Origin of the sequence: Sphingobium sp. EM0848, assembly GCF_013375555.1 — a bacterium.
Classification (GTDB): domain Bacteria; phylum Pseudomonadota; class Alphaproteobacteria; order Sphingomonadales; family Sphingomonadaceae; genus Sphingobium.
The window spans coordinates 1,548,592-1,562,808 of sequence record NZ_JABXWB010000001.1 but is presented as its reverse complement, the minus strand read 5'-3'; the positions used below and the strand labels follow the sequence as shown (position 1 = coordinate 1,562,808).

Below are 14,217 nucleotides of genomic sequence, written 5' to 3'. Positions count from 1 at the left end.
GGCGCTCGCCCGGATGGAGGCTTCTGCCCGCATCCTTGCCCTTATCAAGCTCGCCAATGTCGGGCTGACGCTGATCTGGGGCTTTGCCGTCACCTATGTGTTCGTGCGCGCCCTGCCGCTGCGGGAGTTCCAGTCCTTCCTGTTGCTGGTGGCGTTCGGCAATTTCACCATTTCCGCTGAGTTCGGCCTCACCAGCATCATCTATGCGCGGCTGCGGCGGCATTGGCTGGGCTTGGGCGGGGACGAGGCTGGCGGCTTCCGGCTGGAGGAAATGGGCGTGCTGTTCCTGTTCCTCGGCCTGCTGATCGTTGGCGGGTTCGCGATATTGCTGGTCGCGCTGGCGCTGGGCGGGCTGCATACGGGCATGCCGCTGCTATTCCTGCTGTTCTTCCTGTCGGCCTGCCTCAACCTGCCCGCGCTGCTTGCCAAAAGGGCGCTGGCGGCGGTGGACGGCAATTTCCTCTGGGAAGCGCTTGATTGCCTGCGCCGGGTGATGACCATCGCGCTGCTGCTGTTCATCCTGCAGGGGCTGGACCCGCGCACGTCCGTCGCCTTGCAGCTTTGCGTCAGCGTCGCCGTCATTGGCTATGCCATTTTTCTGGTGCACCGTCGGCTGGGCATGCGGGCGGCGCACTGGCTGTCCTTCCGCGTCGGCGGCGGGCATGTGCGGGCCCATTATCTGCGTGATATCGGCGCTTCGGCGGCGTTCACCATTTCGGAAATCCTGGCTTATAACGCGCCCTATTTCACCATCGCCGCAGCCACTCATGACGCGCGGCCGATGCTGATCTTCGACTTCTTTTTCAAGATGTCGCGGTCGCTCTCGATGCTGGTGCGGGCGACGGTGGAGGCGGCGCTGCCCCGGATCACCCGGGCCTTTCATGCAGGCGACAGGGCGCGCCTGCGTCAGTTGATGGGGCGGGCGTTGGGCGTGGCGCTGTTCTTTGCGCTGGGGGCTTCAAGCGCCTTGCTGCTGCTGGGCGAATGGCTGTTTACCAAGCTGTTCGACGGCCGCGCGTCGATCGATCGCGTCGACCTGTTGTTGATCGACGGCGCCTTGCTGGCGCTCGCGGTGATTTGCGTGTCGGTCTATGTGCAGGGCGCGCTGGGACGGTTCACGCTGCTGCTGGGGCGGTCGCTGCCCTTTCTCACCGGCTCGCTGCTGAGCGTGCCTTTGGCGCGGATGTTCGCGCCGGATCGGTTCGACCTGATGTTCCTTATCCTTTACACGCTGACCCTGTTCGTGGCCGCGAGCATCCACGGCCTGTCCCTGCGCCAGTTGATGGGCAGGCGCGCATGAAGGTCGCCCTGAAAGTCGCAATGTGCGATCCCTCGCTCTTCACCGGGCGCTATGACGACAGCCTGTGCGCTGCGATGGCGGCGGAAGGCCTGGACGTGACCCTGCTGGGTCGTCCGATGCGGGCGACCGACGCCATCATCCCGCAGGGCTATCGCTATGAAGCGCGCTTCTTCCGCCGGAGCGAAGCGCTGCGCAGGCGGATCGGGGAGGGGCGGGCTTTCCGTTTGCTCAAGGCTGGCGAATATGGACTGAGCTGCGCTTTGGGCGATCTCGACGCGCTGGCGAAGGCGGATGTCGCGCACATGCAATGGCTCCCGCTCGCGCCCGCAGACCGGATCATGCTGCGGCGGTTGAGGGGCAGGACGAAGCTCGTCCACACCGTCCATAATGCCGATGCCTATCATGCCGACGCGGGTGTGCAGGGCAGGGGCTATCGCGCCCTGCTGGACATGTTCGATGCGCTGATCGTCCATGGCGAGACGACCCGGACGGCGCTGGAGCAGCAGGGCATCGACCCGGCGCGCATCCATGTGACGCCCCATCCGCCGATGCGTCTGGCGGCCGCCGGGCCGGGCGATCTGGCGGAGGTGCCCGACGCCGCCATGCCGCGCCTGCTCTTCTTCGGCACGATCCGGCCCTATAAGGGCGTTGATCTGCTGGTGGAGGTCTGTCTGTCGCTCTGGCGGGCGGGGCATCGCTTCGAGCTGGTGCTGGCGGGCAAGCCCTTCATGGACATAGCGCCGCTGCTCGACGGCGTGCGCGCGGCGGGTTTCGGAGAGCGGTTGATCGCCGATCTCGGCTTCCTCACCGAACAGCGGCTCGACGCGCATATGGCGAAGGCGGACATATTGGTCTTTCCCTATCGCCATATCGACAGCAGCGGCGCTTTTCTGTCGGCGCTGCATCATGGCAAGGCGATGGTCACGTCCGACGCGGGCATGTTCGCCAGCCTGCCGCCGGAGGTTGCCGTAAAGGCGCCGGCAGGAAATGCGGCGGCGCTTGCGCAAGCCCTCTTGCCCCTCGTAGAAAGCGCGGTCATCAGGCAGGCTTTGGGCGCGCACGCGTGCAGCTATGGAGATTCAATGGGCAATTGGAAGGACATGGCGTCCGCCACCAGCGCGATCTATGGCGCCATCTATCGCGGCGTGACCGGCGCATGAGCCGTTATGTTCGTGAATTGGGCGACCGGATGCTGGCGATGCGCCTCGCCCTCGCCGGACGGGTCCATCAATATCCGGAAATTCAGGCGCTGCGCCGGTTTTTGAGCGCCTTTGCGGTAGACTGCGTGTTCGACGTCGGCGCCAATCGCGGTCAATATGCCACGATGTTGCGCAAGGATGCGGCGTTCAGGGGCACGATACTGTCCTTCGAACCCAATCCCGAGATTTTCGCGGAACTGGAGGGGCGCGCCGCGTCTGACGGCAAATGGCATGTGTTCAACATGGCGCTGTCGGACTTTGACGGCACCGCCAGTTTCAACATCATGGCGGCCGACCAGTTCAGCTCCCTGAAGAAACCTTCCGAGCAGCAGGACGCGGTTTTCGCCGAGCGCAACAAGGTGACGCGCACGGTCGACATGCAGTGCCGCCGCCTTGACGGGCTGCTGTCCGAACTGAAAGCGACGCATGGGTTTGCCCGGCCGTTCCTGAAGATGGACACGCAGGGGCACGACCTTTCCGTCTGCGAAGGGGCGGGCGGCGCATTGGGCGAAATGGCCGGCGTCCAGACCGAACTCGGTGTCCGTCCAATCTATGAAGGCGGCACGGGTTATCGCGCGATGATCGACTGGCTGGCGGAGCGCGCCTTCGTGCCGTCGGCCTTTTTCGCCAATAATAAGGGGCATTTCCCGCTGCTCGTCGAAATGGACGGCATTTTCGTCAATCAGGCGCTGTTGCCGCAGGATTGCTGATGGACGTTCGCACCCGCCCCACTGTTCATCGTGGCGTCAGCGCCACGCGCCTGTTCCTTGCGGGTGCGATCGGCCTGACGCTTTGGCTGGGCGGGACCTTCCTCTGGCATGTGACCTACAGGCAGGGGATCAGCCTGCCCGTCATCCTGTTCCTCGATCAGGATTTTCCGGCGCTGCTGGGTGGCCTGCTGCTGTTGACGCTGGCCGCGCCCTTTGCGGAAGGGCTGGGCTGGCGCCTGCCCTTGCCACGCGCGCGGGTCATGGTGCCGCTGATCGTCCTTTTCGGTCTGGTCGCCTGGGCGGGCCATTATTGGCTGTTTCAGGACTATTCCATCTCCCGCGATGAGGAAGTGGCGCGCTTCGCCGCCGCCTATATGCGGGAGGGGTTTCTGGCCCGGCCGATCCCGATGGAATGGGAAGCCTATCGCCGGGCGATCATGCCCGAATTCTTCTCGCCCTTTGGCGCGGCGGATTATTGGACGGCGGCCTATCTGCCGGTGAACAGCGCGATCCAGGCGCTGTTCTGGCAATTGGGCGATCCCAATCTGGCGGGGCCTGCGCTGCTGATCGCCGGGCTGTTCGCGCTGTGGCGGGTGGCGCTGCATCTCTTCCCCGATCGGCCAGATGCGGTGTGGGTGACGATGCTGCTTGGCCTGTCCTCGGCGCAGCTATGGGTCACGGCGATGACGCCCTACGCCATGACGGGCCATTTCGCGCTCAACATGGTCTGGCTGGCGCTGGTGCTGCGCGGGGGGCTGGTCGGGCATCTGAGCGCGGCGGTCGTCGCGCTGGCGGCGGCCGGGCTGCATCAATGGCATTTCCCGCCCATCTTCATCGCGCCGTTCATCCTGTGGATGCTGCTTGGCAAGCGGTGGAAGGTCGCGATCTTCCATATTCTCGTGCTGGCGGCCATCGTCATCGTCTGGGCCAAGCTCTGGCCGGCTTTCCTCACCCATGTGCTGGGCCAGCCGACCGACGTCCGTCCCTCGGCGGGCGTGGGGGACAAGGTGGGCAGCCTGTTCGAGAGGCTTGGCGACCGCTGGCAGCCGCTGGTCAATCTCAGCCGTTTCGCCGCCTGGAACAATATCCTGATGGTGCCGCTGGCGACGCTGGGCGTGTTCGCGATGCGCTGGCGCAAGGCGATCCGGGGGCAGGAAATCGCCTTGCCGCTGGCGCTGGGCTGCTTTGCGGGCTGCGCACTGGCGCTGGCGCAAGGCTATGGCTGGGGGTTTCGCTATGCCCATGGCTTTATCGGGCCGTTCTGCCTGCTTGCCGGGCTGGGGTGGGCGCGTTTCCGGGCTGGAGCAATGCGGCCGGTGTTTCTGGGCGTGGGGATCACCCTGCTGGCCAGCGCCTTCCTTGTCTGGCGCACGCATCTGTTCGTCGCGCCCTATGCGGCGAGCCACCGCATGATCGACGCGTCGAAGGCCGATGTGGTGCTGGTCGATCCGCGTGGCGGCCTTTACGTCACCGATCTGGTCCGGGGCCGCAATGGCGTGCCGGGCAAGCCGATGGTGATGAACCTTGGCATGCTGACGCTCGATCAGGTGGATAATCTCTGCCAAAATTATGTGGTCGAGCTGTTCGACCGCGCCGAGTTCCGGCCTCTGGGCGTGCCGCTTGCGCGTTGGAATCTCGGGCGCATGGACGCCCTGCGCGCGCATATGAAGGAAGAGGGCTGCGACAAGCCGGTCCAGCCCCCGTTGCCCGAGACGGAAGAGGATGCCTTCAACGCGGCGGGAGATGTTCTTTAGAGCGATTTCCAAGCGACCGAATCGGTCGCTGGTTAAGAAATCGCGGTCAAATAACTCTATGGGGCGTTACTGCCCCTTCACATAGACGCGCTTGCCGCCGATCCATGTCTCCAGCACCTGCGTCGCGCGAATGTCGCTCGCGCTGGAGAGCGAAATATCCCGGTCGATCAGCAGGAAATCCGCCCGCTGACCCGGCACGAGGCTGCCGAAGCGCTTTTCCGCAAAGCCCGCATAGGCCGCTTGCCGCGTGAACCCGTCCAGCGCTGCCTCAAAGCTCACCCGCTGCTCCGGCATCCAGCCGCCCGCCGGTTGGCCTGAAGCATCCTCGCGGCTCATGGCGGCGGCAATGCCAAGGAAGGGATTGGGGCTTTCCACCGGCACGTCCGACCCGAAGGCGAGGGGGACGCGATTGTCCAGCATCGCCTTCCACGCATAGGCGCCTTTCAGTCGCGCTTCGCCCAGCCGGGCCGTCGCCATGCGCCAGTCGGACGTCTCATGCACCGGCTGCATGGACGCCACGATGCCAAATTGTCCAAAGCGCGGCAGCTCTGCGGGATCGACGATCTGCGCATGTTCGATGCGCCAGCGCCGGTCGCCCTTATAGGTTTCGCCAAGTTCCTGAATGGCGTCCAGTACTTCGCTGTTGGCCGCGTCGCCGATGGCGTGGACCGCGATCTGGAAATTATCCATCGCCGCCCGGCTCATGATGTTGCGCAACTGCGTCGAGGGGATCATCGACAATCCGCGCTGGCCCGGCGCATCGGCATAGTCCGCCTTCAGCCACGCCCCGCGCGACCCCAGCGCGCCGTCGAGGATCAGCTTGATCCCGCCCATGCGTAGATGGTCGTCAGAGAGCCAGGGCGTCGGCTCCGGCCCCGCGATCAGCGCCATATTGTCGAGACCATAGGCATAGGAGATGATCCGCACGCGCAGAGCGCCCCGATCCGCGGAGCGCCGGAACGCCTGCCAGTCCTCGATGCTGGTGCCCATGTCGGCAATGCCGGTAATGCCCTGTCTGAGCAGCGCCTGCTGCGCCTTTTCCAGCGCGATGTCGCGGTCCTTGGGGGCGGGTGGCGGCATGACCTTCGTCACCAGATCCATCGCCTTGTCGACGAACACGCCCGCAGGTTTGCCGCCCGCCATTTCGATGCGTCCACCGGAAGGGGCTTTGGTCGCGGCGGTGACATTGGCGGCCTTGATCGCCAGCGAATTGGCCCAGCCCGCATGGCCGTCGACCCGTTCCAGCCAGACCGGCACGTCGCTGACCGCCGAATCCAGTTCGGCAGCGGTCGGAAAACGCCCGAGCCCCCAAAGCTCCTGATTCCAGCCCGTCCCGATGATCCACTTCCGCCCCGGATTGGCGGCGGCATAGTCGCGGATCTTCGCCTGCGCCTCCGCCAGCGATGTCGTGCCCGACAGGTCCAGCGTGATGAGCGACAGGCCATAGGCCATGACATGCCCATGCGCGTCGATCAGGCCGGGGATCAGCGTCTTCCCGCCCGCGTCCAGCTTGAAGTCGAGCCTTTTGGGCTGGGGCGGCTCCGGCTCATTCTTCCTGCGCTTTCTTGGGCGCGGCTGTTCCGGCTCCTGATAGCGGTCGGGCAGCAGTTTCTCGACCTTGCCCTCATCGTCGATGGTCAGCGCCCGGAAGCGCACCAGCCGCCCATTGGCGTCCAACGATATGCCGTTCACATTGTCGATTACGCCCGCAGCCAAGGCCGGGGCGGGCAGAAGGATCGCGGCCACCGCCGCCAGCAATGCAGCCCTCATGCCCGCGTGATCCGCCGTACCAGAGCGCTGGTGTCCTGCCGATGGCCGCCCATCGCCTGCACGTCGGCAAAGAACTGGTCGATCAGCGCCGTCACCGGCAGGGTCGCGCCGTTCGCCCGCGCCTCCTCCAGCGCCAGCCCCAGATCCTTGCGCATCCAGTCCACCGCGAAACCGAAATCGAAACTGTCCGCCGCCATCGTCTTCCAATAATTGTCCATCTGCCAGCTTTGCGCCGCGCCGCCGGAAATCGCTTCGAACACCTTGTCCAGATTGAGTTCGGCCGCCTGTGCGAAGCGCAACGCCTCGGCCAGTCCCTGAACCACGCCGCCGATGCAGATCTGGTTCACCATCTTGGCGGTCTGTCCCGCGCCCGCTTTCCCGACATGAACGATGCGCGCGGCATAGGCCTGCATCACGATTTTCGCGGCGTCCACGGCGGGCTGGCTACCGCCGCACATCACGGACAGCGAACCCTTTTCCGCGCCCGCCTGACCACCCGTGACCGGCGCGTCCACGAAATAAAGGCCCCGGCTCTCCCCCTCCACATAGAGTTGCCGCGCGATCCGCGCCGAAACGGTCGTATGGTCGATATAGAGACCGCCGGGCCTCATCGCGCGGAAAGCGCCGTCACGGCCCAGCGTGACCTGCGAAAGATCGTCATCCGTCCCCACGCAGCTGATCACGATATCGGCATGTTCGGCGGCCTTGGCCGGGCTGACCGCGACCGCGCCGCCATAAGCCTCCGCCCAGCTTTTCGCCTTGCCGATGGAACGGTTGTACACCGTCATCTGATGTCCGGCCTTCGCCAGATGTCCTGCAATCGGGCCACCCATGACGCCCAGGCCGATAAAAGCGATATGTGCCATATGCCTCATGCAGTTAAAAGCTTGAGGAAAAGCCATAGAACATCGTGCGCAAAAGTGGGAACCGCTTTTACGAAAAAACGATACGGCTACAAAAACTGGCGCACCGGTCCTTTTTCATGTCGTTGGCCTGTTTCAGCCTCCGCGAAAATGCTTTAGGGGAGCGCACCATGAACACCTTGACCAAGATCGAGAGCGCTACGCCGCTGCCCATTTCCGTCGACGATATATTGGCGGCGCGGGTGCGGATTTCGGGTTCCGTCGTGCACACGCCGACGCTGGTGAGCCAGACGCTTTCGACCATGTTCGGCTGCAAGGTCTATCTGAAGTTCGAAAATCTCCAGTTCACCGCCGCCTATAAGGAACGCGGCGCATTGAACCGCCTGCTCCAGCTTGACGAGAAGGCAAAGAAAAAGGGCGTGATCGCCGCTTCCGCCGGCAATCATGCGCAGGGCCTTGCCTATCATGGCAAGCGTCTGGGCGTGCCTGTCACCATCGTCATGCCCACCACCACCCCCACGGTGAAGGTGACGCAGACGCAGGGTCATGGCGCCACGGTGGTCCAGTTTGGCGAGAAGTTCGACGACGCCTATGCCCATGCCCGCAAGCTGGAGGTGGAGCAGGGCCTGACCTTCGTGCATCCCTTTGACGAGCCGGACATCATGGCGGGGCAGGGCACGGTCGCGCTGGAAATGCTGGAGGACGCGCCGGAGATCGACACGCTGATCGTCCCGATCGGCGGCGGTGGCCTGTTTTCGGGCACGGCGACCGCAGCCAAGGCGATGAAGCCGGACATCAAGGTCTATGGTGTGCAGGCGGAACTCTATCCGTCGATGTACGACTATATCAAGGGCGCGAATCTGCCCTGCGACGGCGACACGCTGGCGGAAGGTATCGCCGTCAGGGAGCCGGGCGAACTCACCCGCCGCTTTGTCGAGCGGCTGGCGGACGATGTCCTGCTGGTCAGCGAACGTCATCTGGAGGAAGCCGTCAGCCTGCTGCTCCAGATCGAGAAGACAGTGGTTGAGGGGGCGGGGGCCGCCGGTCTCGCCGCGCTGCTGATCAACAAGGAAATCTTCGCCGGGCGCAAGGTCGGCCTGATCCTGACGGGCGGCAATATCGACACGCGCCTGCTGGCGAATGTCCTGCTGCGCGATCTGGCGCGCTCGGGCCGTCTGGCGCGGCTGCGCATCATCCTTCAGGACCGGCCGGGCGCTCTGTTCCATGTCGCGCGCATCTTCGACCAGGAAGCGGTCAACATCCTTGAGCTTTCGCACCAGCGGATTTTCACCAATCTGCCGGCCAAGGGGCTCAGCCTCGACGTGGAGTGCGAGACGCGCGACGGCGCCCATCTGGAGCGTCTGATCGCTGCCCTGCGCGCGGTTGGTTATGAGGTCGCGCCGATCGAAGTCGCCTGATCGAGGCTCTCTCCGCCACGCCCTCTGCCCCCCGTGCAATTTTCGTGGTAAATAAACTTTTCACAGCGGCCCGCCGGCGGCATAGTCGTCTTATGAATCAGGGGTCGGGCAACGCTGTGGGGGAGATGCGGTTGTGAGTGCGCCATTCCGCTTTCCGCGCTTCTTCGTGACGAATCCCAATCCTTGCCCCTATTTGCCGGGCAAGAGTGAGCGGAAAGTGTTCACCGAACTCAGCGGCGACAACGCGTCGGAACTGAACGATGCGCTTGGCCGCATCGGTTTTCGCCGCAGCCAGAATGTCGCCTATCGCCCGAGTTGCGCGGATTGCTCCGCCTGCGTTTCGGTGCGCGTCGTCGCGGGCGAGTTCACGCCCAATGCGACCCAGCGCAAATTGCTGCGCAAGAATGAAGATCTGGTCATCACCGCCTGCAAGCCCTGGTCGACCGAGGAACAGTTCGCGCTGCTTCAGCGTTACCTGCGCGCCCGGCATCCCGGCGGCGGAATGACCGAAATGGATGAGATGGATTTCGCCGACATGGTCGAACAGACCCCGGTGGAAAGCCATGTCGTCGAATATCGCGAACCGGGTGAAAATGGTCGTCCCGGCAAGTTGATCGGCGCCTGCCTGACCGACCGGCAGGGCGACGGCCTGTCGATGATCTACAGCTTCTTCGATACGGAACTGGAGCATCGCAAGGGGCTGGGCAATTTCATCATCATGGATCATATCCTGCGCGCGGCGAAGGCCGGTCTGCCCTATGTCTATCTCGGCTACTGGGTCGAGGGATCGCAGCGGATGCAGTACAAGATCCGCTATCGTCCGCTTGAAAGGCTGAGCCGCAACGGCTGGACGCGCTTCGACCCGCAGGAGCAGGTGCAGGCCGTTCGGGAGGCGGAGAGCCGCGATGAGCCGGTCCTGCCACGCGAACTGGCGGCGATCTTCCGCAAATAGGGCGCTTGACCGAAGCATTCAGGCACGCGCCATTACGGATATATTTCCGATACTTGCATGGGAAAGCTTATTTAACTTTTTCCGCTACAGCATGCTTATGAAGTGCGGAAACAGCGATAGATCAGAGCCGTCCCATGGACCGTTTTGCTGATCGCCGATTTGGAGATATTGATGGCGAACCGGCCCTGGGCCGGTCGGACTGGGATATGCTTCATTACCGCAATGAAATGGCGTTCTCGCCCGTTTTTCACCGGGTTTCCCCTCCACTGATTCGCTGGATCGCGGACGATCGCGGCCGCATCCTGTCCCGGGAGATATGTTCCGACCTGTTCGCGCGCCATTTCGCCTGTGACATCATGGGATATGACTGGCGGGCCTTGCTTGACCGGCGCGGCCGGCGGGCCTTGGCCGGAGCGGCGAAAGAAGCGGACCGCCCCGATCCCGTTCCCCTTCGAATCCGCACGCAGTCGGGGGCAAGGCGATGGGGCATCGTGCGAATGGTGCTCGTCGTGGAGCCGGGCGAAGCGCCGCTCTGGTACGGCACCATCGAGGATATCGACGATCGCCACGATCATGACCAGCGCGCTTTGGTCGACGCGCTGGCCGAAAGCCGGCAACATTATCGCTGGTCGGTCGAACTCAGTCCGCAGGTGCCCTGGACGGCGACGCCCGACGGCATGATCGAAGAAGTCGGGCCCCGCTGGTGGGATTTGACGGGCATGCCGCCGCAATCCGCGAAGGGGGCGGGATGGATCGCATCCCTGCATCCCGATGATGTGGGGCGCACCCTGTCGCTCTGGGGCGAAAGGCTGCGGTCGGGCGATCCGGTGGATGTCGATTATCGGATACGCCTTGCCGACGGCAGCTATCGCTGGATGCGGGCGCGGGCTTCGGCGCGCCGGGACGATCAGGGCCAGATCGTGCGCTGGTACGGCACGCTGGAGGATATTCACGAACAAAAGCTGGCGCAGCGCGAACTGGCCGACAGCGAGGAGCGTTTCCGGCTGGCTGTGCAGTCGGCGCGTCTTGGCATCTGGGATTTCGACGGGGCGAACGGGACGCGCACATGGTCGCGCGAATTTCGAGCGATGCTGGGCCTGTCCGATACGGAACCTGCGACCAGCGAATTGGCGCTGCGGCTGGTTCACCCGGAGGACCGGGCGCAGCTTGCCGAGATGCTGGATGCCGTGGCCGCCGAACGCCTGCCGCCGCATTTCGAGGCGACGCTGCGGGTATATCGCGCCGACACCGGCGCGCTGCGGTGGATCAGGAGCATCGGCTGGCGGAGCTTTTCCGAATCCGGCCGCCCGGTGCGGGTCATTGTCACTTTTCAGGATGTGACAGAGGAACGGAACAGCGAGGACCGTATCCGCTGGGCCGCCACCCATGACCCGATGACGCGGATGCCCAATCGGGCGCTGTGGCAGGCCACGCTGGAGGAAATGACCGAACAGGCGCATCGGACGGGTGAGCGTTTCGGTCTGGTGCTGGTCGACATTGACGATCTGAAGCGTACCAACGACATGCTGGGCCATGATGGGGGCGACGCGCTGCTGTGCGGTTTCGCCCGACGCTTCGCGGCCTGCGCGCCTGCTGACGCCACGGTCGGGCGGTTGGGCGGCGATGAATTTGGCATGATCGCCCCGTCTCTGGCCGACAGCGCGGCGCTCGCCCAATGGAGCGCGGAACTGTTGGGCGGTGTGCGCGGTCCTTACGTCCATAATGGCCGTTCGCTCGATTGCAGCGTCAGCATTGGCGGCGCCGTGTTCGGTGAGCATGGCGACGAAGCGACCGAGCTGCTGAAGGCCGCCGATCTGGCCCTCTATGCCTCCAAATCCGCAGGGCGTGGGCGATTGACGCTGTTCCATTCGCAATTGCGGGCGGAGGCGCAACAGCGCAGTTCCATGATTCACATGGCGCGGCAGGCGATCGCGGACGATCTGGTGGTGCCCTATTACCAGTCCAAGGTGGATTTACGGACCGGGCAGATATTCGGTTATGAAGCGCTGCTGCGCTGGGAGCATCCACGTACCGGCGTCCATGCGCCCGATAGCATCGCTGCTGCGTTCGACAATGCGGAAATCGCGGTTCAGCTTACCGCAAAGATGATGGCGGCTGTGGTGCAGGACGTCCGCCGCTGGTTGCGCGCGGGTTATGATCCGGGCCGGGTGGCGATCAATGCATCGGCGGCGGACTTCATGCAGCATGATTTTGCTGGCTATGTGCTCGATCATCTTGCGCGCAACAGCATATCGCCCCAGCATTTCGAGGTCGAAGTCACCGAAACGGTGTTTCTGGGCCGGGGGGCGGATCAGGTCGAAAGGGCGCTGCACCGGCTCTCGGCCGCGGGCGTGCGGATCGCACTGGACGATTTCGGCACCGGCTACGCCTCGCTCAGCCATTTGAAGCAATATCCGGTCGACGTGCTGAAGATCGACAAGAGCTTCGTCAGCAATATTGAGGAGGATGCAGGCGACGCGGTCATCGTCGACGCCATCGGCAAGCTGGGCGGCAGTCTCGGCATGGAAGTGGTGGCTGAGGGCGTTGAACGGCCCGGCCAGATCGACCTGCTGCTGGCGCGCGGCTGTACGGTCGGGCAGGGCTATCTGTTCGGCCGGCCGCAGACCTGGGCGACGGTGCGATCACAGGCCGCCTGAGCCATTTTATCTTGAACGCGCGCGCTGCCGGGCTTTGCGGGGCGCCACGCTTTGCGTCACATAGCTGCGCGTGGTCGTGGCAGTCGGCTGGATCACGACGGTCGTGGTGGTCGCGCCGGGATAATAATAGCCATCCGCAAAATAACCGGGCGCCTGCGTTGTCGTGACGATCGGCTGGCCGGGCGCGGGGGCTTGGCCGTGAGTTGCGGGCGCACTGGTCACATATGGGGCGGCGGCATAGGGCGGCGCGTCGTAATCGACGCCGGGACGGCCATGGACATGGCCTTCGAACCGGCCCTCATAATCGCCGCTATAGGTCCTGCCGTCCCTGTCGCGCCATGTGCCGCTCCAGCGCCCTTCATAGCCCGGCATTTCCGGTGGAGGGGGCGGGCTGTCCTGCGCCGTCACCTCGTCATCATAGCGCAAGCCGGGTGGAGGCGGCGGATTGTCGCCCGCCAGAACGGGCGTCGTCATCCCGCATGTCAGGCTGATGCCCGCCAGGACGATACTCCGTATCCGCATGCTGGATTCCCCGCTTTCCGCTGATTTGTTAACGGCCTGTTTAGCATGACAAAATGGGGCGATCCATGGCTCCAACATGCCCAGTCCTGTCCCGAAACGGGTCAGGGCCGGTTCAGCCGAGGCGTGATCCGATCCGGGCTATCAGCGCCTCCAGCCCCGCCTTGTCCGCGTCATCGAACCGGGCCAGCCGGGGGCTGTCGAGATCGAGCACGGCGATCACCCGGCCGTCCCGGATCACCGGCACGACGATTTCCGAAGCGCTGGCTGCGTCGCAGGCGATATGGCCGGGGAAGGCATGGACATCCTCCACCAGTTGCGTCTCGCCGCTCGCCGCCGCCGCGCCGCAGACGCCCTTGCCCAGCGGGATGCGGATGCAGGCGGTCTTGCCCTGAAACGGCCCCAGCACCAGCTCGCTCTCGACCATCCGGTAGAAACCGGCCCAGTTGAGATCGGGCAGGAATTGCCAGATCAGCGCCGAGACATTGGCCATATTGGCGACGGCGTCGGTCTCGCCCGCCGTCAGTGCATCGGCGGCGGAGAGAAGGTCGTCATACAGCGTGGCTTTGTCGGCATCCGCCGTGGGAGTAAAATCGAACATGGCGCGGGATATAGGGCGTGCAGAGCATTTCAGCCAGTCCGGCCAGACTAGTCGAACCGCACTTTGCCGCGCCCGGCCTTCACCGAACTGCGCGCCTTCTTGGCGTCGACCCGCCGCGCCTTGGCGGCCTTGCCGGGCTTGGTGGCCTTGCGCGCCTTGGGAACCACAGTCGCCTCACGGATGAGGTCGACCAGTCGCGCCAGGACTTCCTGCCGGTTCAAAAGCTGTGAGCGCGATCCTTCGGAGCGCAGGATCAGCACGCCCTCCGCCGTCATCCGGCGACCGGCGATCGCCGCCAGCCTGTTTTTCACCGCCTCGGGCAGGGAAGGGCTGTTCGCCACGTCGAAGCGCAACTGCACGGCGCTGTCGGTGGTGTTCACATGCTGGCCCCCCGCACCAGTCGAACGGACGAATGTCTCCGACAGTTCATCCGTGTCGATGGCGATCGACCGGGTGATGGGGATGAGGGGCAAG

The 14,217-nt window shown here is 64.4% G+C and carries 12 protein-coding genes; 7 read left to right on the top strand and 5 right to left on the bottom strand.

The window, feature by feature from the left end; translation table 11 throughout:
- The first annotated feature begins 13 nt into the window (after positions 1-13).
- Genes HUK73_RS07385 through HUK73_RS07370 form a run of 4 tightly spaced genes read left to right on the top strand, consistent with a single transcriptional unit; the run spans position 14 to position 4,963 of the window.
- Positions 14-1,300: a hypothetical protein gene (locus tag HUK73_RS07385; RefSeq protein ID WP_176592862.1), complete on the top strand. Its 1,287-nt coding sequence runs from the start codon at positions 14-16 to the stop codon at positions 1,298-1,300.
- 8 nt (positions 1,301-1,308) lie between these two features.
- The gene (locus HUK73_RS07380; RefSeq protein ID WP_176592861.1) at positions 1,309-2,460 is read left to right on the top strand and encodes a glycosyltransferase family 4 protein; all 1,152 of its coding nucleotides are present in this window, start codon (positions 1,309-1,311) and stop codon (positions 2,458-2,460) included.
- A complete protein-coding gene (locus tag HUK73_RS07375; RefSeq protein WP_176591322.1) occupies positions 2,457-3,209 on the top strand; it encodes an FkbM family methyltransferase in 753 nt (250 codons plus the stop codon). The genes HUK73_RS07380 and HUK73_RS07375 overlap by 4 nt, the downstream gene beginning before the upstream one ends.
- Positions 3,209-4,963: an MFS transporter gene (locus HUK73_RS07370; protein ID WP_176591321.1), complete on the top strand. Its 1,755-nt coding sequence runs from the start codon at positions 3,209-3,211 to the stop codon at positions 4,961-4,963. The genes HUK73_RS07375 and HUK73_RS07370 overlap by 1 nt, the downstream gene beginning before the upstream one ends.
- A 66-nt stretch (positions 4,964-5,029) precedes the next feature.
- Here HUK73_RS07370 and HUK73_RS07365 read toward each other — a convergent pair whose 3' ends face one another.
- Together HUK73_RS07365 and HUK73_RS07360 are read right to left on the bottom strand one after the other, a co-directional pair.
- Positions 5,030-6,733 carry an amidohydrolase gene (locus tag HUK73_RS07365; RefSeq protein WP_176591320.1) on the bottom strand — a complete coding sequence of 568 codons (1,704 nt, stop codon included), beginning with the start codon at positions 6,731-6,733 and terminating at the stop codon, positions 5,030-5,032.
- The gene (locus HUK73_RS07360) at positions 6,730-7,599 is read right to left on the bottom strand and encodes an NAD(P)-dependent oxidoreductase (RefSeq protein ID WP_176591319.1); all 870 of its coding nucleotides are present in this window, start codon (positions 7,597-7,599) and stop codon (positions 6,730-6,732) included. The genes HUK73_RS07365 and HUK73_RS07360 overlap by 4 nt, the downstream gene beginning before the upstream one ends.
- Before the next feature lie 167 nt (positions 7,600-7,766).
- Here HUK73_RS07360 and HUK73_RS07355 point away from each other — a divergent pair, with 167 nt between their 5' ends.
- The 3 genes from HUK73_RS07355 to HUK73_RS07345 all read left to right on the top strand — a co-directional run bounded on the left by HUK73_RS07355 (position 7,767) and on the right by HUK73_RS07345 (position 12,623).
- Positions 7,767-9,014, top strand: a complete 1,248-nt coding sequence (locus HUK73_RS07355; RefSeq protein WP_176591318.1) for a threonine ammonia-lyase — start codon at positions 7,767-7,769, stop codon at positions 9,012-9,014.
- Between the two features lie 133 nt (positions 9,015-9,147).
- Positions 9,148-9,966 (top strand): arginyltransferase, encoded by an 819-nt coding sequence (locus HUK73_RS07350; RefSeq protein WP_176591317.1) that lies wholly within the window; start codon positions 9,148-9,150, stop codon positions 9,964-9,966.
- A gap of 134 nt (positions 9,967-10,100) precedes the next feature.
- Entirely contained in the window at positions 10,101-12,623 is a 2,523-nt protein-coding gene (locus tag HUK73_RS07345) for a bifunctional diguanylate cyclase/phosphodiesterase (RefSeq protein WP_176591316.1), read from the top strand.
- A gap of 6 nt (positions 12,624-12,629) precedes the next feature.
- Here the strand turns inward: HUK73_RS07345 and HUK73_RS07340 are convergent, their stop codons facing one another.
- From HUK73_RS07340 to arfB, 3 genes are all read right to left on the bottom strand, one after another.
- The gene (locus HUK73_RS07340; RefSeq protein WP_255326220.1) at positions 12,630-13,145 is read right to left on the bottom strand and encodes a hypothetical protein; all 516 of its coding nucleotides are present in this window, start codon (positions 13,143-13,145) and stop codon (positions 12,630-12,632) included.
- 112 nt (positions 13,146-13,257) lie between these two features.
- A complete protein-coding gene (locus tag HUK73_RS07335; protein ID WP_176591315.1) occupies positions 13,258-13,743 on the bottom strand; it encodes a GAF domain-containing protein in 486 nt (161 codons plus the stop codon).
- A gap of 47 nt (positions 13,744-13,790) precedes the next feature.
- A complete protein-coding gene (gene arfB / locus HUK73_RS07330) occupies positions 13,791-14,216 on the bottom strand; it encodes an alternative ribosome rescue aminoacyl-tRNA hydrolase ArfB (protein ID WP_176591314.1) in 426 nt (141 codons plus the stop codon).
- Position 14,217 lies beyond the last annotated feature (1 nt).

Excerpts from the sequence above, each read along its gene's own strand:
- HUK73_RS07385 (WP_176592862.1), top strand. The coding sequence starts at position 14 with ATGGAGGCTTCTGCCCGCATCCTTGCCCTTATCAAGCTCGCCAATGTC.
- HUK73_RS07375 (WP_176591322.1), top strand. The coding sequence starts at position 2,457 with ATGAGCCGTTATGTTCGTGAATTGGGCGACCGGATGCTGGCGATGCGC.
- HUK73_RS07370 (WP_176591321.1), top strand. The coding sequence starts at position 3,209 with ATGGACGTTCGCACCCGCCCCACTGTTCATCGTGGCGTCAGCGCCACG.
- HUK73_RS07365 (WP_176591320.1), bottom strand. The coding sequence starts at position 6,733 with ATGAGGGCTGCATTGCTGGCGGCGGTGGCCGCGATCCTTCTGCCCGCC.
- HUK73_RS07360 (WP_176591319.1), bottom strand. The coding sequence starts at position 7,599 with ATGGCACATATCGCTTTTATCGGCCTGGGCGTCATGGGTGGCCCGATT.
- HUK73_RS07355 (WP_176591318.1), top strand. The coding sequence starts at position 7,767 with ATGAACACCTTGACCAAGATCGAGAGCGCTACGCCGCTGCCCATTTCC.
- HUK73_RS07345 (WP_176591316.1), top strand. The coding sequence starts at position 10,101 with ATGGACCGTTTTGCTGATCGCCGATTTGGAGATATTGATGGCGAACCG.
- HUK73_RS07340 (WP_255326220.1), bottom strand. The coding sequence starts at position 13,145 with ATGCGGATACGGAGTATCGTCCTGGCGGGCATCAGCCTGACATGCGGG.
- HUK73_RS07335 (WP_176591315.1), bottom strand. The coding sequence starts at position 13,743 with ATGTTCGATTTTACTCCCACGGCGGATGCCGACAAAGCCACGCTGTAT.